Annotated in this window: 20 protein-coding genes and 1 pseudogene; 10 read left to right on the top strand and 11 right to left on the bottom strand. The window is 72.4% G+C overall.

Annotated features, from left to right (window positions below; translation table 11 throughout):
- Positions 1-62 precede the first annotated feature (62 nt).
- Both ABD191_RS19815 and ABD191_RS19820 read right to left on the bottom strand, forming a co-directional pair.
- Positions 63-770: an MgtC/SapB family protein gene (locus ABD191_RS19815; RefSeq protein ID WP_344084004.1), complete on the bottom strand. Its 708-nt coding sequence runs from the start codon at positions 768-770 to the stop codon at positions 63-65.
- 17 nt (positions 771-787) lie between these two features.
- Complete coding sequence (locus tag ABD191_RS19820; protein WP_344084007.1) at positions 788-1,330, bottom strand: DinB family protein; 543 nt, start codon at positions 1,328-1,330, stop codon at positions 788-790.
- 52 nt (positions 1,331-1,382) lie between these two features.
- Between ABD191_RS19820 and ABD191_RS19825 the strand changes: the two genes are divergently transcribed.
- Positions 1,383-1,850, top strand: a complete 468-nt coding sequence (locus ABD191_RS19825; protein ID WP_344084010.1) for an SRPBCC family protein — start codon at positions 1,383-1,385, stop codon at positions 1,848-1,850.
- A gap of 10 nt (positions 1,851-1,860) precedes the next feature.
- Positions 1,861-2,706 carry a DUF4253 domain-containing protein gene (locus ABD191_RS19830; RefSeq protein WP_344084013.1) on the top strand — a complete coding sequence of 282 codons (846 nt, stop codon included), beginning with the start codon at positions 1,861-1,863 and terminating at the stop codon, positions 2,704-2,706.
- 16 nt (positions 2,707-2,722) lie between these two features.
- Here the strand turns inward: ABD191_RS19830 and ABD191_RS19835 are convergent, their stop codons facing one another.
- Positions 2,723-3,226: a GyrI-like domain-containing protein gene (locus ABD191_RS19835; RefSeq protein WP_344084016.1), complete on the bottom strand. Its 504-nt coding sequence runs from the start codon at positions 3,224-3,226 to the stop codon at positions 2,723-2,725.
- Positions 3,227-3,287: 61 nt separating this feature from the next.
- Between ABD191_RS19835 and ABD191_RS19840 the strand changes: the two genes are divergently transcribed.
- Complete coding sequence (locus ABD191_RS19840; RefSeq protein WP_344084019.1) at positions 3,288-4,055, top strand: PIG-L deacetylase family protein; 768 nt, start codon at positions 3,288-3,290, stop codon at positions 4,053-4,055.
- Here ABD191_RS19840 and ABD191_RS19845 read toward each other — a convergent pair whose 3' ends face one another.
- From ABD191_RS19845 to ABD191_RS19860, 4 genes and pseudogenes are all read right to left on the bottom strand, one after another.
- Entirely contained in the window at positions 4,056-4,658 is a 603-nt protein-coding gene (locus ABD191_RS19845) for a hypothetical protein (RefSeq protein WP_344084022.1), read from the bottom strand.
- Positions 4,655-5,671, bottom strand: coding sequence for an ABC transporter substrate-binding protein (locus ABD191_RS19850; protein WP_344084025.1), 1,017 nt, complete (start codon positions 5,669-5,671; stop codon positions 4,655-4,657). Before ABD191_RS19850 ends, ABD191_RS19845 begins: the two co-directional genes overlap by 4 nt.
- Positions 5,672-5,684: 13 nt before the next feature.
- Positions 5,685-6,932 (bottom strand): annotated as a pseudogene (locus ABD191_RS19855) (RNA polymerase sigma factor).
- Entirely contained in the window at positions 6,929-7,288 is a 360-nt protein-coding gene (locus tag ABD191_RS19860; protein ID WP_344084028.1) for a YciI family protein, read from the bottom strand. The pseudogene ABD191_RS19855 and the gene ABD191_RS19860 overlap by 4 nt, the downstream one beginning before the upstream one ends.
- A 161-nt stretch (positions 7,289-7,449) precedes the next feature.
- Here ABD191_RS19860 and ABD191_RS19865 point away from each other — a divergent pair, with 161 nt between their 5' ends.
- From ABD191_RS19865 to sigB, 6 genes are all read left to right on the top strand, one after another.
- Positions 7,450-7,692 carry a hypothetical protein gene (locus ABD191_RS19865; protein WP_344084031.1) on the top strand — a complete coding sequence of 81 codons (243 nt, stop codon included), beginning with the start codon at positions 7,450-7,452 and terminating at the stop codon, positions 7,690-7,692.
- Positions 7,693-7,964: 272 nt separating this feature from the next.
- Positions 7,965-9,779, top strand: a complete 1,815-nt coding sequence (locus tag ABD191_RS19870) for a VWA domain-containing protein (protein WP_344084033.1) — start codon at positions 7,965-7,967, stop codon at positions 9,777-9,779.
- Positions 9,776-11,782 (top strand): prolyl oligopeptidase family serine peptidase, encoded by a 2,007-nt coding sequence (locus ABD191_RS19875; RefSeq protein WP_344084036.1) that lies wholly within the window; start codon positions 9,776-9,778, stop codon positions 11,780-11,782. Before ABD191_RS19870 ends, ABD191_RS19875 begins: the two co-directional genes overlap by 4 nt.
- A gap of 49 nt (positions 11,783-11,831) precedes the next feature.
- The gene (locus ABD191_RS19880) at positions 11,832-13,340 is read left to right on the top strand and encodes a DUF7782 domain-containing protein (protein WP_344084039.1); all 1,509 of its coding nucleotides are present in this window, start codon (positions 11,832-11,834) and stop codon (positions 13,338-13,340) included.
- Positions 13,341-13,350: 10 nt separating this feature from the next.
- Positions 13,351-13,773 (top strand): D-aminoacyl-tRNA deacylase, encoded by a 423-nt coding sequence (dtd, locus tag ABD191_RS19885; RefSeq protein ID WP_344084042.1) that lies wholly within the window; start codon positions 13,351-13,353, stop codon positions 13,771-13,773.
- A gap of 220 nt (positions 13,774-13,993) precedes the next feature.
- Positions 13,994-14,953: an RNA polymerase sigma factor SigB gene (gene sigB, locus ABD191_RS19890; RefSeq protein ID WP_344084131.1), complete on the top strand. Its 960-nt coding sequence runs from the start codon at positions 13,994-13,996 to the stop codon at positions 14,951-14,953.
- 53 nt (positions 14,954-15,006) lie between these two features.
- Here the strand turns inward: sigB and ABD191_RS19895 are convergent, their stop codons facing one another.
- From ABD191_RS19895 to ABD191_RS19905, 3 genes are all read right to left on the bottom strand, one after another.
- Positions 15,007-15,582 carry a hypothetical protein gene (locus ABD191_RS19895; RefSeq protein ID WP_344084045.1) on the bottom strand — a complete coding sequence of 192 codons (576 nt, stop codon included), beginning with the start codon at positions 15,580-15,582 and terminating at the stop codon, positions 15,007-15,009.
- Positions 15,583-15,779: 197 nt separating this feature from the next.
- Positions 15,780-16,943: a PIN domain-containing protein gene (locus ABD191_RS19900; protein WP_344084048.1), complete on the bottom strand. Its 1,164-nt coding sequence runs from the start codon at positions 16,941-16,943 to the stop codon at positions 15,780-15,782.
- A gap of 24 nt (positions 16,944-16,967) precedes the next feature.
- The gene (locus tag ABD191_RS19905; RefSeq protein ID WP_344084051.1) at positions 16,968-17,609 is read right to left on the bottom strand and encodes a helix-turn-helix domain-containing protein; all 642 of its coding nucleotides are present in this window, start codon (positions 17,607-17,609) and stop codon (positions 16,968-16,970) included.
- Positions 17,610-17,788: 179 nt separating this feature from the next.
- Here ABD191_RS19905 and ABD191_RS19910 point away from each other — a divergent pair, with 179 nt between their 5' ends.
- Positions 17,789-18,907 (top strand): 5-methyltetrahydropteroyltriglutamate--homocysteine S-methyltransferase, encoded by a 1,119-nt coding sequence (locus ABD191_RS19910; RefSeq protein WP_344084053.1) that lies wholly within the window; start codon positions 17,789-17,791, stop codon positions 18,905-18,907.
- A gap of 19 nt (positions 18,908-18,926) precedes the next feature.
- On the opposite strand, the gene ABD191_RS19915 is transcribed toward ABD191_RS19910, so the two are convergent.
- The gene (locus tag ABD191_RS19915; RefSeq protein ID WP_344084056.1) at positions 18,927-21,497 is read right to left on the bottom strand and encodes a bifunctional acetate--CoA ligase family protein/GNAT family N-acetyltransferase; all 2,571 of its coding nucleotides are present in this window, start codon (positions 21,495-21,497) and stop codon (positions 18,927-18,929) included.
- Position 21,498 lies beyond the last annotated feature (1 nt).

The raw sequence follows: 21,498 nt of genomic DNA on the forward strand, positions 1-21,498 counted from the left end.
GCGGGCACCAATCACGATAGAACGGCATCGATGTCCAATGTGGCCCCGTTGGACAGCGGCGGTCAGGCAAGGGGCGCGTTGCCGTCCTCGGCCGCCACCCCGAGCACCCCGTCGACCTCCGTGAGCGCCGCGCTGAGGTCGCCGAGGTCGCCCATGCCCTGCACGGTGAACCACACCGTGACGGTCGGCGGGTCCTGCCGCTCGATGGCCAGCGCGCTCACCGCGAAGCCCCGGCCGGTGCACTCGGCGAGCGCCCGCCGCAGCGCGCCGTGCGCGTCCAGGTACGTCAGCCGGATGCGCGAGGGCGCGTACCGCGAGCGCGGCAGCCGGTTCGCGACCGCGGTGAGGCCGAACACGACGAGGAAGTGCGCGGCGGTCGCCGCGATGGCGAGCAGCCACAGCCCCGCGCCGGCGGCCATCCCGACGGCGGCGGTGACCCAGACGACCGCCGCCGTGGTGAGGCCGTGCACGGCGTCGCGCCGCACGAAGATGAGCCCGCCGCCGATGAAACCGATGCCGGAGACCACCAGCGACGCCATCCGGGACGGGTCGAGCTGGACGTACTCGCCGACCACGTCGGCGAAGCCGTACTTGGAGATCAGCATGATGAGCGCGGCGCCGAGCCCGACCAGGGTCGTGGTGCGCAGGCCGGCGCTCTTCTGGCGCGCCTCGCGCTCCATGCCGATGGCGGCCGACAGCAGCAGCGCCAGGCCCAGCTCGCCGAGCTGGGTCCAGCCCTGTCCCGCCAGCGACATGGCGACCCCCGCCACGCCCCCAGCCTAGGCGGTCACTGGCCCGTCCGGCCGTCGATGCGCTCGCGGAGCAGGTCCGCGTGCCCGTCGTGGCGCGCGTACTCCGCCAGCATGTGGACGAGGATGCGGCGCAGCGACACGGGCTCGCCGGTGCGCCTGCTGACACCCGTGTCGTCCAGCGACGCCGCCGCGGCGATCTGCCGCGACCGCTCGACCTGGGTACGCCACACCGCCAGGGCCTCGTCGAAGCTCCCGCTCAGGTCCTCGAAGTCCTGATCGGGCCACGCGTCGGAATAGTTGATCATCGGCGCCTCGGCGCCGGCGAACTGGAGCTCGAACCACCACTGCTCCGCGCCCGCGAGGTGGCGCACGAGACCGTGCAGGCTCAGGCGCGACGGCGGCGCGGCCCGCTCGTTCAGCGCCTCGGCGTCCAGCCCCGCGCACTTGAGCGCGAGCGTCTCGCGGTGCCAGTCCAGATATGCCGTCAGGATCTCGCGCTCGTCGCCGACCAGCGGCAACGGTTCGCGATCCCCCTCCGGCCACAGCGGCGAGTAGTTCTCCTCGGGGACCTCGTTCATCCGTCGTACCCTGCCAGCACCCACCGACATCCCCGCGGGAAAGGACCGGAGCGTGCGGACGGACAGCTTCAGCTACGGCATCGACGTGCAGTGCTCCGCCGACGAGGCCATGGCACTCATGTCGGACTTCCATCGCCACCGTGGGCTCAACCCGTACCTGGTCGAGGTGCGGGAGCTGCCGGCCGCGCCCGGCGCGGTGCGCAGCTTCGCGATCAGCGACCGGCTGCGCTGGGGCCCGTTCGCCTTCCGCACCACGTACCGCGCCGACATCCTGACCCGCACCGACCGCCAGGTGATCACGGTGGCCCGCCAGTGGCCGCGCACCACGCTGCGCAACCACACCACCGTGACGGACACGGGGGACGGGATGGTCCATATTGGAGCCCACATCACGTTCACGGCGCCGAAACTCCTGTTCGGGTACGGGTTCCGCACGGCGCAAGCCGTACACGAAGGACTTTCGCAACGCCTCCGCAACACTCTGGAGCGCAGCCCCGGCGACGGGGATCCCGACCGTTAGGGTGGCCCGCATGACCTTGCCTCAGGGCCTCGATCAGCTGTTCCGGGACGGTTCGGCCGCGTCGCGCACGCTCGACGTCGCACTGCCGCCCGGCCGGCTCGTCGTGCCCGACGGGGAACGCACGCCGCCCCACCCCGCCTACTGGCTCAGCGACGCAGCCGCCCCCGAGGGCCTGTGGGAGCGCCTGCGCGCGGCGCACGCGCGCTCCGGCCTGTGGCCGCTGCTGCTCACCGACCTCGACGCGGAGTCGGGCCGCCCGTGGGCGACCGGCGAGGTGCACATCACCGGGCACACCTCACCCGCCGGGCACGACGCCGAGGCCGTCCTGGCCCGCTGGTGGACCGAGATCAACAGCCCGTCCCCCGACGACACCGAGGACTCGTACCCGCCCGAACTCGCCGGCGGCCACGACGGCTCGGACACGTTCGGTCTGGCCTGGCCGGGCCTTGCCGCCGCCGGCGCGCTCGCGGTCGTCCCGGACCGCCACGCCGACGAGGTCGCCGCCGCGCTCGCCGACGGCCACGCCCGCCTCGGCCTCGTCGCCGCCGACCGGGGCGCCGACGCGCTCACGGTCGCCGGCTGGTCCGGGCCCGTCAACCACACCGAGGACACCGCCCTGATCTCCGCGGTCATCCGCTCCTGGGAGGAGCGCTTCGGCGTGCGCGTCATCTCGGTCGGCTTCGCCGCCCTGACGCTGAGCGTGGCCGCGCCCCCGCTCGACATCACCCAGGCCCGCGCGGTCGCGTACGAGCACCTGGCGTTCTGCCCGGACAACGTCTGGCAGGGCGTCGGCTCGGTCGCCGACTACTCGGAGACCATCCTCGGCGCCCCCATCTGGTCCTTCTGGTGGGACTGAGCGGCCGGGGTACGCGTCAGTCGGCGAGGCGGAACAGCAGCGTCGTCTTCCAGCTGAACATGTCGGGCTCCAGGGCCGGGTCGGTGCGGTAGGACTCCAGGCGGCAGCCCCACACCTCGCCCTCGTCGGTGTTGCGCACGTCGAACGTCAGGCCCTCGCCCGCCGCCCACCGCAGCAGGTCGCGCGTGACCTCCGCGAGCCGGTCCGGGTGACCCACGTGCGTCACCGTGGCGTACCGGCCCGCGGGCAGCGTGCCGGCGATGAACTCGCCCTCGCCGTCGAGGGGCGCGGGCACCGGCCAGCCGACCTCGATGACCATCGTGCCGGCCATGTCGATGACGTCGTACTTGAAGAACGGCGCGTCCGCGGGCGCGATGTTCTGCGCGGCGAGCCAGCGGAAGATGTCCGGGATGCGGTCGGCCACCGTGGCGATCGTGCCCATCGTGACGGCGCGCCGGATGGCGATGTACGGCTGGGCCGCCCGCTCGACAACGGACGGTACGGCGGAGTCGCTGACCATCACCCGACGATACCTGTCCGGTCCGTTGTGAGGGCCTACGCGACGTTCTAGCGTCGCAGGGGTGAGAGAGCTGCTGCCGGCGCTGCCGGAGGACTGGGAACGGTGCCTCGCTGTCGCGGCGCACCCGGACGACATCGAGTACGGCACGGCGTCGGCCGTGGCGCGGTGGACGGCGCAGGGCAAGACAATCACGTACCTGCTGGCCACGCGCGGCGAGGCGGGCATCGACGGGCTGCACCCCGAGGAGGCGGGCCCGCTGCGCGAGGCGGAGGAGCGCGCCGGGGCGGCCGAGGTCGGCGTCGATGTCGTGGAGTTCCTCGACTACCCGGACGGCATGGTCGAGGGCGGGCTGAACCTGCGCCGCGACATCGCCCGGGCCATCCGCCGGCACCGCCCGGAGATCGTGGTCACCGGCGCCTTCTCGGTACGCATGGTCGGCGGCATCACCAACCAGGCCGACCATCGGGTGGTGGGGCTGGCCGCCCTCGACGCGGCGCGCGACGCCGGCAACCGGTGGATCTTCCCGGAGCTGCTTGCGGACGAGGGACTCGAGCCGTGGGGCGGCGTCCGGTTCGTCTGCGTGGCGGGCGCGGAGACCCCCACCCACGGCGTCGACGTGACCGGCGAGCCGCTCCAGCGCGGCATCGCGTCGCTGGCCGCCCACGCCCGGTACACCGCCGGCCTGGGCGACGGCGGCTTCGAGCCGGGGCCGTTCCTCACCTGGATCGCCGAGGGCAGCGGCTTCGCCATGGGCGTGGAGCAGGCGGTCCTGTTCGACGTGCACGAGCTGATCCCGTCCGGCCCGCCGCCGTGGGCCGCGGGCTCCTGATCAGGAGCAGCGCCGGTTGAGGCCGACCAGCACGGTCGCCTCAGTGGTGCCCGCGGTGATCACGAGCGGCACGCACGACGGCTCCGCGGCCCACATCCCGCCCGCGTAGACCTGCCAGGGCCGCGCGGGGTCACGTGCCGGGCACGCCGGCACCCGTACGGTCGCCGACGGAGAGTCGCCGGACCCCCATTCGACGGCCGCGCGGTCGGTCCACTGCGGCCCGACCGCGAGCTGCGCGGTCGCGCCGGCCCGCACGATCAGCCCGAACTTCGCGAACCACCGCGCCCTCGGGTCGTCACCGCCCTGGTCGGCCGCGTCCACAGGCGACAGCCGCGCCGGCACGGCCACGTCACCGTCGACGACCAGGTAGTCGTCGGGCGGCGCGGCCAGCGACTCAATCGCCGTCCCACAATCAAACCCACGCGGTACGGGCGACCCGGTCGCGTCCGGCGCCGCGCCGGCGCTCGATGCCGGCGCGCCGGTCCGCGGCCCGGGCGTGCACCCGGCCACGCCCGGCCCGCCCGTGGCGAGCGCGACGGCCGCCAGCGCGACGGCGAGCCGCCCGGCGCTCAGCCGCCGCGCGCTCAACCGGCGGGCCGTCACCGGGCGCTGCCGGCGGCGGCGCGGGCCAGGTCGGGCACCAGGCGCTCGACCGTGTAGCCGATGCTGAGCGGGGTCACCAGCCGCAGGGCCAGGTACTGCTCGCGGGTCAGCGCCAGGAAGCCGCCGCGCTCGACGGCGTCCAGCCGGGCGAACGCCCGCTCGCCCTGCAGCAGGGCCCGCAACGAGGGGTCCGGGAAGTACAGGACGAGCACATCCGTTCTCGTCAGCGCGCCCAGCTTGGCCAGCGGGTACGACCGGGGCGTGGTGGCGCCGGTCGTGCTGGCCACGGCGGGCGTGAGCGTCATGCCCAGGTCGGTGAGCAGCCGCACGCTCGGGTCGGCGGGCGAACGCAGCAGGCCGACGGAGGCCGCGGTCCACATCTGTCCCAGCGCGAACCGCGTGCCGGCCAGCTCCGGGTGGGCGTCCTTCGCGGCGGCCAGCTTCGCGCGGGTGTCCCGGATGACGGCCTCGCCCTTGTCGACCAGCCCGACCGCCTTGGCGACCTGCCGGACGGTCACCTCCCACGGGTCGGCGCCCTTGGCCACCTCGTACGCGGTGGTCGGCACGACGCCCGCCATCCGGTGGTACAGGCTGTCGATCGACCCGTACGCCCCGGCGAGGACGAGGTCGGGGTTGAGCCCGAGCACCTGGTCGGGGTTGTAGCCGCTGTCGCCGGCCGGCAGCACGACCGGGTCGCCGGTGAGCAGCGGCGCGGTCCACGCGTTGACGCCGCCGTCCGGGCCGGTCGTCTCGCCGACGGCCACCGGCTGGAGGCCCAGCAGCAGCAGCGCGTCGAGGTCGCCGTCGGAGAGGGCGACGATCCGCTTGGGTGGGGCCTGGATCACGGTCGTGCCGAGGGCGTGCGTGATGCGCACCGGGTAGCCCGGCCCGCCCGGCTGGCGGGCGGTCGACGACGGCGGGTTGGTCGCGTCCACGCACCCGGCCGTGAGCAGGGCCAGCATCACCGTCGCGACGAGGGCGCCCCGCCGGGCCGTCGCGTTCGCGTTCCACACGGGGCCGAGTATGTCAGCCCACGGGGCCGGTCGCGGCCGCCCCGCCGGCCAGCGCGGCCGCCTTGAGGGCCAGGTAGCGGCTTTCCGGGAGGTTCGCCGTCATCGCGGCGGCCCGCCGGTAGCACTCCCGCGCCCCGGCGGGGTCGCCCGCCAGTTCCAGCAGATGACCGCGTACGGCCGACAGCCGGTGGGTGTGCGCCATGCGGGCGTCGTCGTCGAGCGTGCCCAGCAGCGCCAGGCCGGCGCGCGGGCCGTGCACCATGGCGAGCGCGACCGCCCGGTTCAGGGTGACGACCGGGCTGGGCGCGAGCCCTTCGAGCACCTCGTACAGGGCGAGGATCTGCGGCCAGTCGGTCTCGCCGGCCGTGGGCGCCTCGTCGTGGACGGCCGCGATGGCCGCCTGAATCTGGTACGGCCCGCCGGCCACGCGGCCCAGCACGCCCGTGAGCAGGGCCACGCCCTCGGCGATCTGGGCGGCGTCCCACCGGGTGCGGTCCTGCTCGGCGAGCGGCACGAGCCACCCGTCGGCGTCGACCCGGGCGGCCCGGCGGGCGTCCGTGAGCAGCATGAGGGCCAGCAGGCCGGCGACCTCGCCGTTGTCCGGCAGCGCCCGGTGCAGCAGCCGGGCCAGTCGGATGGCCTCTCCCGTGAGGTCCGACCTGCGGATGTGCTCACCGGCGCTCACCGCGTACCCCTCATTGAAGATGAGGTAGAGCACCTGCAGCACGACCGCGAGGCGCTGCGCCCGCTCGCCGGGCGGCGGCGGCGCGAAGCGCGCGCCGGCCTCCCGGATGCGCTACTTGGCCCGGCTGATCCGCTGCGCCATGGTCGCCTCCGGCACGAGGAACGCGCGGGCGATCTCCGCGGTGCGCAGGCCGCCGACCGCCCGCAGCGTGAGGGCCAGCTGCGCCGGACGCGGCAGGGCGGGGTGGCAGCACAGGAACAGCAGCGTCAGGGTGTCGTCGTGGTCGGTCACCGGGTCGGGCCGCCGCGCGTCGAGGGCGGCGGCGGTCTCCTCGCGGCGCTGGCGCGCGGCGTCGGCCCGGATGGTGTCGACGAGCCGCCGGCCCGCCACGGTCACGAGCCAGCCGCGCGGGTTGTCCGGCACGCCCTCGGCCGGCCACTGGCCGGCGGCGGCGAGCAGCGCCTCCTGGACGGCGTCCTCGCACGCGTCGAACGCGCCGTGGCGGCGCGCCAGGGCGCCGAGCACCTGCGGCGCCAGCTCGCGCAGCAGGTCCTCGACGCGGGGTTCGGCCGTCACAGCTCGGGCGGCCCGCCGAGGACGGGCCGGATCTCAAGCCTTTCGGAGTACGCGACGATGCGTCCCCCGATCGCCAGGACGCGCGCCTCGTCCTCCACATCGACGATCCAGAAGCCGATCAGCGACTCCTTCGCCTCCGCGAAGGGTCCGTCCGTGACGACCGGTGCGCCGTCCACCAGCGTGACCGTCTTGGCCCGCACCGAGTCCGCGAGACCTTCGGCCACCACCAGCTCGCCGTTGTCGGCGAGTTCCTGGTTGAGTCCGCGCATGAAGGTGGTCATCTCCACGAGCCACTCCCGCGACTTCGTCTCCATGGCGGTCGCGGCATCACCGAACATCATGATCATGTACTTCATCCGTGCCCTCCTCGTTCCGCAGCGATTACACACCTCGGTCGGAGCCGGCGCGCGGTTCTCGACACCGATCGGATCGCGTTATCGGATGCCGATATTGCGGGTTGGGCCCGCCGCGCGCCGCCGCGGACGCACACTGGGAGCGAGCAACTGAGGAGCCCGCCATGGCGATCGTGACTGCGAACGACGTACGTTCCCTGGCCGTGTCCGGCCTCCACCACCCGGTGCTCGCCCTCGTCGGCGACGACATCGAGTTGCTGCCGGCGGCCGAGGTCCCCGAGGACGCGAAAATCATCTACACGCGCGAGGCCCTCAACCGCGACCTGGGCGACGAGGTCACGGACATCGAGGTGGACCTGATGGCCGGCCGACTGACCGCACTCCTGACGGTGACCCCCGCCCCGTAGCGCCGCCCTGCCCGCTCTCGGGACAGCGAGCCGGCCCGCGACCCGCTGTCCGAGATCAGATACTCGCCGGAACGGGACCCGGGGCCTCGTCCGGCACAGCCGGGAACGCCCTGGGCAAACATGATCGTCACGGTCCGCAATCATCCGAATCCGAATTGTTGATCAAACGGTCTGACCTGGTCTTTTGCTGGAAAGAGTTGCGCTGTCGCGCCCGCAACATCGGCCGAACGGCCCGTGGTGGTAAGCCGGATGGCTACCCCAAGATGACTCCCGTGACAGCACGCCATCGCAGGCCCTCCTCCACCGGCACGGCCAGCCGAGTCGTCATCGGCATCGTGACCACCGTCGCCGTCGTGGGGGGATTCCTCACGCTCGTGGTCCTTCAGCGTCGAGGCTCCTCCTGCGAGGGTGAGCTGCGGCTGACCGTGGCCGCCGCCCCGGAGATCACGCCCGCGGTCGACGCCACCGCCCAGTCCTGGGTGAAGGACGCCAAGGGTCCGAACAACGAGTGCGTCTCCGTGGAGGTCACCGCCGCCGAGCCCGTCGATGTCGCGGCCGCGATCGCGAGCGCGCACCGCGTCACCATGCGCGAAATCGGGCAGGCCGACGGCGCGACGAAGGTGCCCGACGTGTGGATCCCGGACTCCTCCACGTGGCTTCAGCGCCTGCAGGTGGCCGCGGCCACGGCCAAGGCGGGCGGCAGGAACGCGACCGCCCCGGCGACCGCGGACAAGCCGGCGGCGACCGCCTCGGCCGCCCCGCCTGCCGACAGGCCCATCGTGCCCGAGAAGTTCACCTCGATCGGGCGCAGCCCGGTCGTGCTCGCCGTGCCCGAGCCGCTGGCGAGCACCCTGGGATGGCCGAAAACGGAGGTCACCTGGCCGAAGCTGCTCAAAACCATGAACCAGGGCACCCCCATGCGGGTGGGCATCGTCGAGCCGACCCGCAACGCCGCCGGCCTGTCCGGCCTCCTCGCGATGTCGGGGGCCGCCCAGGCGACCGGCGCGAAGGCGCAGGAGAACACCGTGGCGGCGCTGCGCGCGCTCGTGAAGGGCAAGTCGGCCCTGACCGCCGACCTGCTCGCGGAGTACCCGAAGGACAAGGACGCGGCCACCCTGGCCAGCAAGCTGGGCGCCGCCCCGCTGCCGGAGTTCGCGGTGGTGTCCTACAACGCCACCGAGCCGCCCGTACGGCTGGCCGCGATCTACATGCAGCCCTCCCCGCTGAGCCTGGACTATCCGTACACGGTCCTGCCGACCATGGACCCGGTGAAGAACCCGACCGCCGCGCAGCTGCTGGCGGCCCTGCACGGCGACACGTACGCCGGGGAGCTGGCTAAGGCCGGCCTGCGCGCCTCCGACGGCAAGACCGGCGCGGGCTTCGCGGCGCCCACCGGCGCGCCGACGACCATCGACACCGGCAAGCCGGCCGACCCCGCCGCCATCGTCAAGGCGCTGACCACCTGGACGGCCGTGACGGCGCCGTCGCGGATGCTCGCGATCATCGACGTCTCCGGCTCGATGGGCCAACTGGTGCCCACGGCCGGCAACGCGACCCGCGAGCAGGTGACCGTGGAGGCCGCGAAGGGCGGCCTCGCCCTGTTCGACGACGACTGGTCCGTGGGCCTGTGGACCTTCTCCACCTTCCTGGACGGCAACAAGGACTACCAACAGCTCGTGCCCATCGCGCCGATCTCGTCGCAGCGCAACAAGCTGCTGGCCGCGCTGAACACCATCACCCCGAAGAACGGCGGGGCCACCGGCCTCTACGACACGATGCTGGCCGGCTACCGCGAGGTGAAGAAGGGCTGGGCACCCGGCCGGGTCAACTCCATGGTCATCCTCACCGACGGCCAGAACGAGGACTCGAACAGCATCTCCCTGGACGGGCTGCTCGAACAGCTGCGCAAGGAGGCCGACCCCGAAAAGCCCATCCAGGTGATCGCCATCGGCATCGGCGAGGACGCGAGCAGGACCGAGCTGGAGAAGATCGTGCGGGTCACGGGTGGCGGCGTGTTCATCGCCAAGGACCCCGCGCAGATCGGCGACATCTTCCTTCAGGCCATCGCGCTGCGGGCCGCGTCGTGACCGCCGACCGGTACGGCTGGCTGGAGGAGGTCGACGGCGAGCGCGCCCTCGCCTGGGTGCGGGAGCGCAACGCCGAGATCCCGGACGGGGCACCGGACCTGCGCGCCGAACTGCTGGAGGTGCTCGACGCCGACGACCGCATTCCCGTGCCCGGGCTGCGCGAGGGGCTCCTGTACAACTTCTGGCGCGACGAGGCACACCCGCGCGGCCTGTGGCGGCGCACCACCCTGGCCAGCTACCGCACCGCGCGGCCCGACTGGGAGGTGCTGCTCGACCTGGACCGGCTCGCCGCCGACGAGGGCGAGAACTGGGTCTGGCAGAGCGCCGAGGTGCTGCGGCCGGGTTGCCGGCGGGCGCTGCTGTCGCTGTCACGCGGCGGCGCGGACGCCGCGGTCGTCCGCGAGTACGACCTGGTGCAGCGCGCGTTCGTGGCCGACGGCTTCACGCTGCCCGAGGCGAAGAGCTCGGTCGCGTGGCGCGACCCCGACACGGTGTACGTCGGCACGGACACCGGGCCGGGCTCGCTCACGGACGCCGGGTATCCCCGCACGGTGCGGCTGTGGCGGCGGGGCACGCCCGTCGCGGACGCACCGATCATCTTCGAGGGCGAGCCGGGTGACGTCCTGGTGGCCGCGTGGCGCGACCGCACGCCCGGGTACGAGCGCGACTTCGTCGTACGGCAGATGGAGTTCTTCGCCGGCCACACGTACCTGCTCGACGGCGACGGGACGCTGCGCCACCTCGCGGTGCCCGATGACGCCGACGTGGAGGCGCACGGCGCGTGGGCGCTCATCCGCCCGCGCACCCCCTGGTCGGTCGGCGGCACCGCCCACCCCGCCGGCAGCCTGCTGGCGGCGCCCTTCGACGGGGTGCTCGCCGGCGCGCCGGAGATCACCGTTCTGTTCGCCCCGGACGAGCACACCTCGCTGCAGGACGTGTCGCGCACCCGCGACCACGTGATCCTCACGCTCATGACCGACGTGCGCACCCGGCTGGAGATCCTCACCCCGACCGGCGACGGCTGGCGCGTCGAGCCGGCCGCGCCGGACGCGGTCGGCGACCTCAACCACCTCGAGGTGTGCGACACCGACCCGGATGCCGGCGACGAGTACCTGCTGCTCACCACGGGTTTCACCCAGCCCTCCACGCTGTGGCACGCCACCGTGGGCGAGCCGGTGACCGCGCTCAAGCGGGAGCCGGCCTTCTTCGACGCGACCGGGATGGGCGTCGCGCAGTACTTCGCGACGTCCGCCGACGGCACCCACGTGCCGTACTTCGTGGTCAACCCCGCGCCGGGCGGGCCCGACCCGGTGCCCACGCTGCTCACCGCGTACGGCGGCTTCGAGATCTCGCTGACGCCCTACTACAGCGGCGTCGTGGGCCGTGGCTGGCTGGCCAGGGGCGGCCGCCTGGTGGTCGCCAACATCAGGGGCGGCGGCGAGTACGGGCCGGCGTGGCACCAGGCGGCCGTCAGGGCGGGCCGCGAGCGGGCGTACGAGGACTTCGCCGCCGTGGCTCGCGACCTGGTCACGCGCGGGCTCGCGACGCCCCGCACGCTGGGCATCGAGGGCGGCAGCAACGGTGGCCTGCTCACGTCGGTGATGCTGACCCGCCACCCGGAGCTGTTCGGCGCGGTCGTCACCCAGGTGCCGCTGACGGACATGCGCCGCTATCACCTGCTGCTGGCCGGGGCGAGCTGGATGGCCGAGTACGGCGACCCGGACGACCCGGACGACTGGGCGTACCTGAGCCGGTTCTCCCCGTACCACAACGTGCGCGACGACCGGGCCTACCCGCCCGTACTGGTCACGACGTCGACCCGCGACGACCGGGTGCATCCCGCGCACGCCCGCAAGCTGGTTGCCCGGCTGCGCGAGGTCGGCGCGGACGTGACGTACTTCGAGAACATGGAGGGCGGGCACGGCGGCGCGGCCGACAACAGCCAGCGGGCACACCTGTCGGCGCTGGTGTTCGACTTCCTGTGGCGGCGGCTGGCGACGTAATCCCCGGGGTCCGCCGGTCTTCGCGGGAGCGGCCGGGCAGGATGGGACCGTGACCGAGACCCAACCGGCCCCGCTGCTCGCACCCGCCGACGTCGCGCGGCTGCGCGAGGCGCTCACCCGGGCCGGCTACACCAGCGCCGGCATCGCCGGCCGGATCGGTGAGCAGGCCGTCGACGCGGTGCGGCGCAACGACTTCCGGGCCCTGCTGCGCGCCACGACGGACGGCGACCCGCTGGCCACGCTCGTGCGCGTGTTCATCGCGGGGCAGACCGAGCCCGAAGCCGCGGTGGCCGCCGCGCTGGACCCGCTGCCGCTGGCCGCCGCGCTGGACGCCGGCCTGGTCGAGCGGTACGGCGACGGCATCCACGCGGGCGTCGACCTGGACGTCTACGGCGAGGCCGCCACCGGCTCGGGGGACGCCGAGTGGTGGGTGCTGTCCGACCTCGACGCGGACGCCCGCCCCGGCCCGCTGCGCACGGACCACGTCCTCGGCATCGGAAACGCGGCCACCACCCTGGCCAGCGCCACGATCCGCCGGCCGGTGGGCTCGGCGCTCGACCTCGGCACGGGCTGCGGCGTGCAGGCGCTGCACCTGTCGCGCCACGCCGGACACGTCACCGCCACGGACCTGTCCGACCGGGCGCTGCGGTTCGCCGCCACGACGGCCGCGCTCAACGGCGTCGAGTGGGAGCTGCTGGCCGGGGACATGCTCGCGCCGGTCGCGGGCCGCCGCTTCGACCTGGTCGTGAGCAACCCGCCGTTCGTGGTGGGCCCCGGCTCGACCCGGTACACGTACCGCGACTCCGGCCGCGCCGGCGACCGGGTCTGCGCCGAGCTGGCCGGCGCGGCGGGCGACCTGCTCACCGAGGGCGGCACGCTGCAGTTCCTCGCGAACTGGCTGCACGTGACCGGCGAGGACTGGCGCGAGCGGGTGGCCGGCTGGTTCGCCGGCACGGGCTGCGACGCGTGGGTGATCCAGCGCGAGGCCAGCGACCCGGTCGAGTACGTCAACCTGTGGCTGCGCGACGCCGCCGAGGCGTTCGACCCGCGCCGGGCCGAGGCGTGGCTGGACTGGTTCGCGGCCGAGAAGGTCGAGGCGGTGGGCTTCGGCCTGGTCACCCTGCGTCGTTCGCCGCACGCCACCCCGGTGGTACGCCTGGAGGACCTGCGGCAGGCCGTCCCGCCGCCGTTCGGGCCCCACGTCGCGGCATGGTTCGACCGGCAGGACTGGCTCGCCGCGCGCCCCGGCGCCGCGCTGCTGGACGCGCCGCTGCGCCGCGCCGACGGCCTGCGCCTGACCCAGGAGGCGGGCTTCGACGGGTCGGACTGGGAGGTGGACCGGCAGGTGCTGGCGATGACGGACGGGCTGCGCTGGGCGGAGGAGGTCGACCCGCTGGTGCTGGCGCTCGTGTCCGGCGCCGACGGGCGGGTGCCGCTGCGCGACCAGCTCGCCGTCCTCGCGGCCGCGTACGAGACGCCGGAGCCGGTGCTCGCCGCGATGGCGGCGCCGATCGTGGCGCACCTCGTGGAGCGCGGCCTGCTGGCGCCGGCGTCGTAGGCTCGCGGTCGTGCGGGCGTTGGTGCAGACGGTGAGCCGGGCCGCCGTCACGGTCGATGACGAGGTGGTCGGGAAGATCGGCGAAGGGCTGCTGGTCCTCGTCGGGGTGACGCACACCGACGACGCGGCGACGGCCGCGACGCTGGCCCGCAAGGTGCATGAACTGCGCATTCTGGACGATGAGCAGTCGGTGGCCACCACGGACGCCGAGGTGCTCGTCGTCAGCCAGTTCACGCTCTACGCCGACACGCGCAAGGGACGGCGGCCGTCGTGGAGCGCTGCCGCGCCGCCCGAGGTGGCGGAGCCGCTGGTCACGTCGTTCGTGGAGGAGCTGCGCGCCCGCGGGGCGCGGGTGGCCACCGGACGGTTCCGCACCCACATGCTCGTCGAGAGCGTGAATGTCGGGCCGCGGACAGTCCTGCTGGAGGGCTGACCAAAGGTCACCACAAGCCCGTACAAATAGGGGTTTTTCTTCTCGGGGTTGTCCCCCATTGGTCCCTGGAGGTGTCGCTACCTCACCGCGACTTCACGCGCCATCGGGCAGAGTCCTTCCCGTGAACATCACCGCGCGCATCGATTCGGGGAGGCGACCGACCGTGGCCCACACGCTCACCGAGATTGCCGAGCAGGCGACCCTGCCGCAGGACTCCGACATGCCGGAGGGCGGTGAGGCGGTGCTCGACCTCGATGACGACCGTGGCGTCTCCGCTGACCTGGTGCGGGCCTACCTCAACGGCATCGGCCGGACGAAACTGCTCACCGCCGAGCAGGAGGTCGACCTGGCCAGGCGCGTCGAGGCCGGCCTGTTCGCCGAGGAGCGCCTCGCCGGCGCCACCGACCTCGACCCGCGCCTCGCGGCCGACCTGCGCACCATCGCCCGCGAGGGCAAGGCCGCCAAGAACCACCTGCTGGAGGCGAACCTGCGCCTCGTGGTCAGCATCGCCAAGCGCTACACCGGCCGCGGCATGGCCTTCCTCGACCTGATCCAGGAAGGCAACCTCGGCCTCATCCGCGCCGTGGAGAAGTTCGACTACACCAAGGGCTACAAGTTCTCCACCTACGCCACCTGGTGGATCCGCCAGGCCATCACCCGCGCCATGGCCGACCAGGCCCGCACCATCCGCATCCCGGTGCACATGGTCGAGCAGGTCAACCGCATGGTGCGGGCCCGCCGCGACCTGGCCACCACGCTCGGCCGCGAGCCGTCGGTCGCCGAGGTGGCCGTGGCGCTCGGCGTCGAGGAATACCAGGTGCTCGAACTCATCTCGTACGACCGGGAGCCGGTGAGCCTCGACCAGGCCGTCGGCGAGGACGGGGAGAGCGCGCTCGGTGACTTCGTCGCCCGCGTCGACCCCCGCGAGGAGCCGGCCGACGCGGTGTCCGAGGGCCAGCTGCGCAACGAGGTCGAGGTCGTCCTCGCCACGCTGTCGCAGCGCGAGCAGGAGGTCATCCGCCTGCGCTTCGGCCTCGACGACGGCCGCCAGCGCACGCTCGACGAGGTGGGCCGCGAGTTCGGCCTCTCCCGCGAGCGCATCCGCCAGATCGAGAAGGTGACGCTGCTCAAGCTGCGCCACCCGTCGCGCGCGAAGCGCCTGGAAGTGTTCGCTTCCTGATCCGTTGTGCGCGGGCGCCCCGGCCGGACGATCCGGTCGGGGCGTCGGTGCGTCTACGGGGAGGCGACCAGCATCGCCTCATACTTCGGCAACAGCGCCTCCGGCACGCCCCGGTCGCGGAACCCCTGGGCGGCCCAGTCCTGGTACTCCGCCGGGATGATCGCCTTGAGCCGCTCGTCGTAGCCGAGGCCGGCCTCGGGGACGTGCACGAGCGGCGGACTCTGCCGCAGGTCAACGGCCGCGGGCCCGGAGATGCGCGACGCCTGCGCGTACGGCTGCCCCGCCGCGCCCGCCGCGCACAGGAAGTACGTGTACGCCGTCGTCACGTCCTCGGCGCGCTTGGCGTCCGCCGGGGCGTACCCCATCAGCTCCACCACGCACGCGATCTTCGTCTGGCCCTCGGCCACCGCGTGCCCGTGATGCGCGTGCTCGTCCGGCGACAGCTGTTCCACGGCCGCGACACTGCGCCCGATCACATCGGCGCGCAGCTCCTGCGGCGACTGCGCGCTCGGCGCGTACGGGGCGGCGACGAGCGCCGCGAGGACGAGCACGGCCTCGGGCACCAGCCACCACCAGCGACTCAACCCGACCGAGCCGTGCACTGAAGGAGCATCGACAACCGTGGACACGGCCCGATCGTCGCACGGGCACGACGATCGCGCGAGAGCGCCTGATACTTACACCAGCTTGGGTATGAGGTCGGGTCGGTTCGTGTAACAGCCAGACTCGGTCGCCGGGCATCGAAGCGTTGGCTCGGTGTCCAGGGCATACAGGTTCAAAGGTGGCAAATCCCAAAGCGGAACCCACAGGACCCTTATTGAGGGACTCAAGAATCGGTCGTGGACTCTCCGGATCCGTCGAGATCAGGCCAGTATTTCGGATGAATGTTAAATATTAGAATTTTGTAACCGAGAGAGACATCGACACCGAGCACACCTTGGACGCCGGCTTGGATGAAAAGTCCAATTTCTCGTGGATCGTCTATAGTACAGTCCCATTCACGGACTGGGTTGTCCTGCCAGACGGGTTGAGACTCGAAGTCCGTGTGTCGTGCGGTGAACGTAGCTGGATCGAGCCACTCAAAGGCGACGGCGGCCTTCATGACATGGTCCGTTGACGGCCCGATTTCGGTCAGTACATGTGGAGGATAGATCAACGCTTGGGCGTAGGTGCCGTTGGAATAGCTGATCGTGATCGCCGTCCCCTGTGGCCAAGCCTCCAACACATGGACGATGAGCGCCTCCATAACATGAGAATGCGCGTCGGGTCCAATCGCAACGTGTTTGGGGACGCGAAGTGCGACGCGATACGGAGGAGGCATTTTGTGCGCTAGCCGCTCCGCCACCTCACGAGGTTTCGTCCAGCCCGCACGCCATCGAACTTGCTTTGCGCCCGACGGTTCATTATCCGTCTTCGGGTCGGTCCCATCCATTGCGAGCAAGTCACGCAGTCGCATCGCAAAACGCCTCGCACCGGCGTTTGACATACGGTCGATGATCTCCTCGACCGCCATGGGCGGTCGCTGTCGCCGATCGCTGATGCGCTGGACCGCGAGGATGATCTCGTCAGGTACTTCACCGACGACTTCGAGGAGGTACTCATCCGGGCTGAGTACACGGATGCCGTGTTTAGCCAGGTCAAATCGAGGAAAGTCGCGGCTATCAGCAGTGACGATGACGTCGGCGCGGCCCGCAATAGCTGCCGCCATATGCAGATGATCATCGGGGTCACCGCCCGGCATGAGGCGGACCAGGTGCCTATATTCGTGTCGCGGGATATAACCTTCCGCAAAGTAGAGTCGAACCTGGGAGGTCAGGCGCCCAGCCGATTCAGCAGATCGCAGCCCTTCGCGGACGATTACCCGCTCCCACTCGTCCAGGAGGTCGTCGGACCACAGGAACTCGTGGATCCCATCTTCAGCAAGGGTTAACATCATGTCCATGAGTGAGTATGGAAACAGGACATTGGTGTCAACGAATACGCGAGTCAAGCCTGGCCAATCCTTGCGAAAAGTTCAGTACGGATAGTCCTCGGACTCGATCAGTTCGGCGATGCGTTCGTTGCCTTCCCGGCGGCGCTCGCGACGCTCCTGGAAGGCCAGAACGTCGGCCAATTTTACGACCCGATGAGTACTGTCCGGCAGCCGCTCAGACGGAATCTGGCCATGGTCAAGGAGGCGTGCGACAAATGGACGGGACAGCCCCAGCATCTGCCCGACCTCGGCTGGCGTTAGAAGGCTCTCCGAAGCGAGTATCGTCACAGAACGCCCAGCTGAGAGTTCCTCTGCAGACGCCCGCAAAACGATCGCCAACGACTCCGGAAGCACAATTTCCGCTCCGCTCGGTAGCCGCAGACTCACCTGGCCCGCATGAGCGACTGCTTGGCTAACCTCCGCGACTACGTCGTGGTCGCGGGCGCTCGCTTCGACCTTGGTGGCACTTCCAAGAACACTAGCTCTGGTCACCGGGGTCACCGCCCTCCATATCGGTAATAACTGTAACCCAAGACGGCCCGCCGCAGATTGCATCGAAGGCAGCCACCCAAGGCGCCTCGGGCCGGCGTCCGCGCGGAGGGCCGGGGCGCCGTCGCGCGAGCGCGGCTCATACGTCCACGCCCCGCGCAGGCCGTCACACCGATGAACCGGAGCAACGCCCATAGGAACCGACGCCTCGTCGCCTCGGCGCCAGCGTCCTCAGGGTTCGCTGGTTTGGGCCGACTGCCCCGAGCCACTGGACATCGACATCTTGCAATGCAAGGCTGCGGGTAGCTCATCCGATCAGCCATGGGCCGGACTGTGGCTGGCCGGAGTCGGGGAAGGTACGCGGAGGGGGAAGCATGGCCGCACGCTCGCTGGCTCCGTTTCGAGCCGATCACGTAGGTAGTCTGCTGCGCCCGCAGAACCTGCTGCACGCCAGGCAGGAGCGGGCCGCGGGACGGATCTCCGCGGACGAGCTGCGGGCCGTGGAGGACGAGGCGATCCGCGCGGTGGTGGCGATGCAGGAGGACGTGGGGCTGCAGTCGGCGACCGACGGCGAGTTCCGGCGTACCTCCTGGCACATGGACTTCATCTACCAGTTGGGCGGCGTGCGCAAGGCGGACGAGAACCTGACCGTGGAGTTCTTCAACGACGACGGCCGGATCGAGTTCACCTCGGCCGCGCTGCGCATCGATGGCCGGGTCACCCTGCCGGACACCATTTTCGGTGACGCGTTCGGATTCCTGAAGGACCAGGTGAAGCAGACCACCCCGAAGTTGACCATCCCGTCGCCGAGCATGGTGCACTACCGGGGCGGCCGGGCGGCCATCGACCCGGAGGTCTACCCGGACCTGGAGGAGTTCTGGCGGGACCTGTCGGCGGCCTACGCGCAGCAGGTGCAGCGCCTCGGCGAACTGGGCTGCACGTACCTGCAGCTCGACGACACCAGCCTGGCCTATCTCAACGATCCGCGGCAACGCGACATGGTGGCGCGCCAGGGCGGCGACCCCGAGCACCAGCACGAGCGGTACATCCGCCAGATCAACGAGGCGCTGCGTGGGCGACCGCCGCAGATGCGGGTCACCACGCACATGTGCCGGGGCAACTTCCGCTCCTCCTGGGCCGCGCAGGGCGGGTACGACTTCGTGGCCGAGGCCCTGTTCAACGACCTCGACGTCGACGGCTTCTTCCTGGAGTACGACGACGCGCGCTCGGGTGACTTCGCGCCGCTGCGCTTCGTGCCGCCCGGCAAGTGCGTGGTGCTCGGGCTCGTCACCACCAAACGCGGCACGCTGGAGAGCAAGGACGACCTCAAGCGCCGCATCGACGAGGCGAGCCGGTACGTGCCGCTCGACCAGCTCTGCCTCTCACCGCAGTGCGGCTTCTCGTCGACCGTCGAGGGCAACGCGCTCAGCTACGACGAGCAGGTCGCCAAACTGCGCCTGATCGTGGAGACGGCGCAGGAGGTCTGGGGCTGAGCCGCGCGGCCGCGCGGGTTCACAGGCCGAGGCGCCGCGGGCCGGTGTCCGGGCGGGCGGCCGGGGTGCCGTAGGCGACCTCCGCGTGCAGGACCGTCAGGCCCTCGGCGTGCGCGAGGACCGGGTTGAGGACCAGCCGGCGCACGGTCGTCTGGTCGGCGGCCAGCTGGCCCATCCGCAACAACAGGTCCACCAGGGCGTCCACGTCGGCCGGCGCGGCGCCCCGGTGACCGAACAGCAGCGGGGCCGCGCGCGGCGCGCGTACCAGCTGCTGCGCGTCGCGGTCGGTGAGCGGCGCCGCGCGCCACGCGCGGTCGCCCAGCAGGTCGGTGGCGACCCCGCCGAGGCCGAAGCCGACGACCGGGCCGAACGCCGGGTGGTCGACGACCTCCACGACGCACGCCACGCCCGGCCGCGCCATGCGCTGCACGACCACCTCCGGGCCGAACGCGCGGGCCACGTCCCGGTACGCGCGCCGCACGGCCGCCTCGTCGGCCAGGTCAAGACGCACGGCACCCAGGTCCAGGCGGTGGCGCAGGCCGGGCGCGGTCGCCTTGAGCACCAGCGGCCACCACGCGACCTCCCGCTGCGCCGACCCGTCAAGCGATCCCGTGGCCAGCTCGCGGGCGGCCGCGACGACCTCCTCCGCCGAACCGGCCGCGCGTTCGGGCAGCACCGCGACGCCATACGCGGCGAGCAGCTCCTCGACCGGACCGCTCCGGGCGGCCACCTCCCCCGCCCGACCAGCATCCACATCGGACAGAGGAATCAGGTCCCCCGCCGGCTCCCGGCGCCACGCGGCGTAGGTCACCACCCTCGCGAGCGCCCGCGCGGCCTCCTCGACAGTCGGGTACCCGGGCACGCCGGCCGGGAGGAGCCGCGCCCCTTCCGTGCCGAGCAGGACGGCCACCACGGGCTTGTCCGCCCCGGCGACGGCCTGCTCCAGCCAGGCCGCGTCGCTGGGCCCGGACGGCGGGGGCGGCACGATCGCGACGACCGCGTGCACCGCGTCGTCGGCCACCGCGTCGCGCACCGCGGCCGCCTGGTCCGGTGAGGACGGCGCGGGATACCCCGGCGCGACGTCCAGGCCGGCGCGGGCGCACACGCGGGCCCCGAGGGCGGCCAACGCCGCGTCGCCGGCAACCACGGCCACGCTCGGGCCGGCGGGCAGCGGCTGGGCCTCCAGCAGGGCGCCGACGTCGAACAGTTCCCCGATCGTGTCGACCCGGATGACCCCCGAGCGCGCCACCAGCGCCGCGACGGCAGCCGGGTCGCCCGCGCCCGTACCGGCGGACGTGATGAGCACGATCGGCTTGTCGCGGCCCAGCGTGCGGGCGATGCGGGCGAACTTGCGCGGGTTGCCCAGCGTCTCCAGGTACATGAGCACGACGTCGGTGGCGGGGTCCTCGGTCCAGAACTGCAACAGGTCGTTGCCGGACACGTCGGCCCGGTTGCCCGCCGAGACGAACGTCGACGCCCCCAGCCCGCGCCGGCGCGCCTCGGCGAGCAGCACGGCGCCGATGGCGGCCGAGTGGCAGAACAGGCCGATGCGTCCGGGCGGCAGCGCCGGGGCCAGGCTCGCGTTGAGCCCGTCGACGCGCTGCGCGCCCAGGCTGCCCGGCCCGATGAGGCGCAGGCCCGCCCGCCGCGCGGCCGCCACGAGGTCGCGCTGCTCCCGCACCCCCGGCGCGTCGGTCGCTGCGGCGTGCCCGAGCCCGGACAGCGCCGCGTCGGTGAATCCCGGCGACACGACGATCAGCCCGTGCCCGTCGGCGGCCGCGAGATCGGTGACCGCGCCGGGCACGTCGGCCGCTGGCGTGGCCACGACCGCCAGGTCGACCGGCCCGGACGCCGCCGAGGCCGACCGGACGACCGGCACGCCCGCGTGGTCGCCCGACGCGGCCGGGTCGACCACGCACAGGGTGCCCGAGAAACCCGACGCGACCAGGTGGCGCAGGGCCGTCGCGCCGCTGTCCGCCCGTACCCCGTAGAGAGCGACCCCGCGCGGAGCCAGCAGGCGCGCGATCGACGCCGCCTCCGTGCGCTGCTCGCGCCGCCACTGCACGGCCAGCGACCGGTCGGTCGGCGCGACCGGGAAGGTCAGGTGCACCACCCCGTCGGCGTAGCGCCGCGTGACCTCGAAGCCCGCGTCGGAGAAGACGCGCACCATGGCCCCGTTCTGCGGCAGCACCTCGGCGACGAACCGGGTGATGCCGGCGCGCGGCGCGGCGGCCGCGAGGTGCTCCAGCAGTACGGAGCCGATGCCGCGCCCCTGGTGGGCGTCCTCGACGACGAAGGCGACCTCGGCGTCGGGCGAGCCGTCGCCGAGCCGCTCGTAGCGGCCGATCGCGATGAGCTGCCCACCCGAGCTGACCACCAGGGCCTCGCGGTCGTGGTGGTCGACGTTGACGAACCGCCTCAGGTCCGCGGCGGGAATGCGGGGGTACGGGCTGAAGTAGCGCAGGTAGCGGGTCCGTTCGGAGAAGCGCGAGTGCAGCGCCACGACGGCGTCGGCGTCCTCCGGCTGGATCGGTCGAATGTGGACGGTCGCGCCATCGGCCAGCAGGACATCCGCCTCCCCGGCCGCCATG

This window comes from Luedemannella helvata (genome assembly GCF_039528415.1).
GTDB lineage: Bacteria > Actinomycetota > Actinomycetes > Mycobacteriales > Micromonosporaceae > Luedemannella > Luedemannella helvata.

Bases quoted from the DNA above. Each gene is read 5' to 3' on its own strand.
- ABD191_RS19820 (WP_344084007.1), bottom strand. From the start codon at position 1,330: ATGAACGAGGTCCCCGAGGAGAACTACTCGCCGCTGTGGCCGGAGGGG.
- ABD191_RS19830 (WP_344084013.1), top strand. From the start codon at position 1,861: ATGACCTTGCCTCAGGGCCTCGATCAGCTGTTCCGGGACGGTTCGGCC.
- ABD191_RS19835 (WP_344084016.1), bottom strand. From the start codon at position 3,226: ATGGTCAGCGACTCCGCCGTACCGTCCGTTGTCGAGCGGGCGGCCCAG.
- ABD191_RS19860 (WP_344084028.1), bottom strand. From the start codon at position 7,288: ATGAAGTACATGATCATGATGTTCGGTGATGCCGCGACCGCCATGGAG.
- ABD191_RS19865 (WP_344084031.1), top strand. From the start codon at position 7,450: ATGGCGATCGTGACTGCGAACGACGTACGTTCCCTGGCCGTGTCCGGC.
- sigB (WP_344084131.1), top strand. From the start codon at position 13,994: ATGCCGGAGGGCGGTGAGGCGGTGCTCGACCTCGATGACGACCGTGGC.
- ABD191_RS19905 (WP_344084051.1), bottom strand. From the start codon at position 17,609: ATGGGCGTTGCTCCGGTTCATCGGTGTGACGGCCTGCGCGGGGCGTGG.
- ABD191_RS19910 (WP_344084053.1), top strand. From the start codon at position 17,789: ATGGCCGCACGCTCGCTGGCTCCGTTTCGAGCCGATCACGTAGGTAGT.
- ABD191_RS19915 (WP_344084056.1), bottom strand. From the start codon at position 21,497: ATGGCGGCCGGGGAGGCGGATGTCCTGCTGGCCGATGGCGCGACCGTC.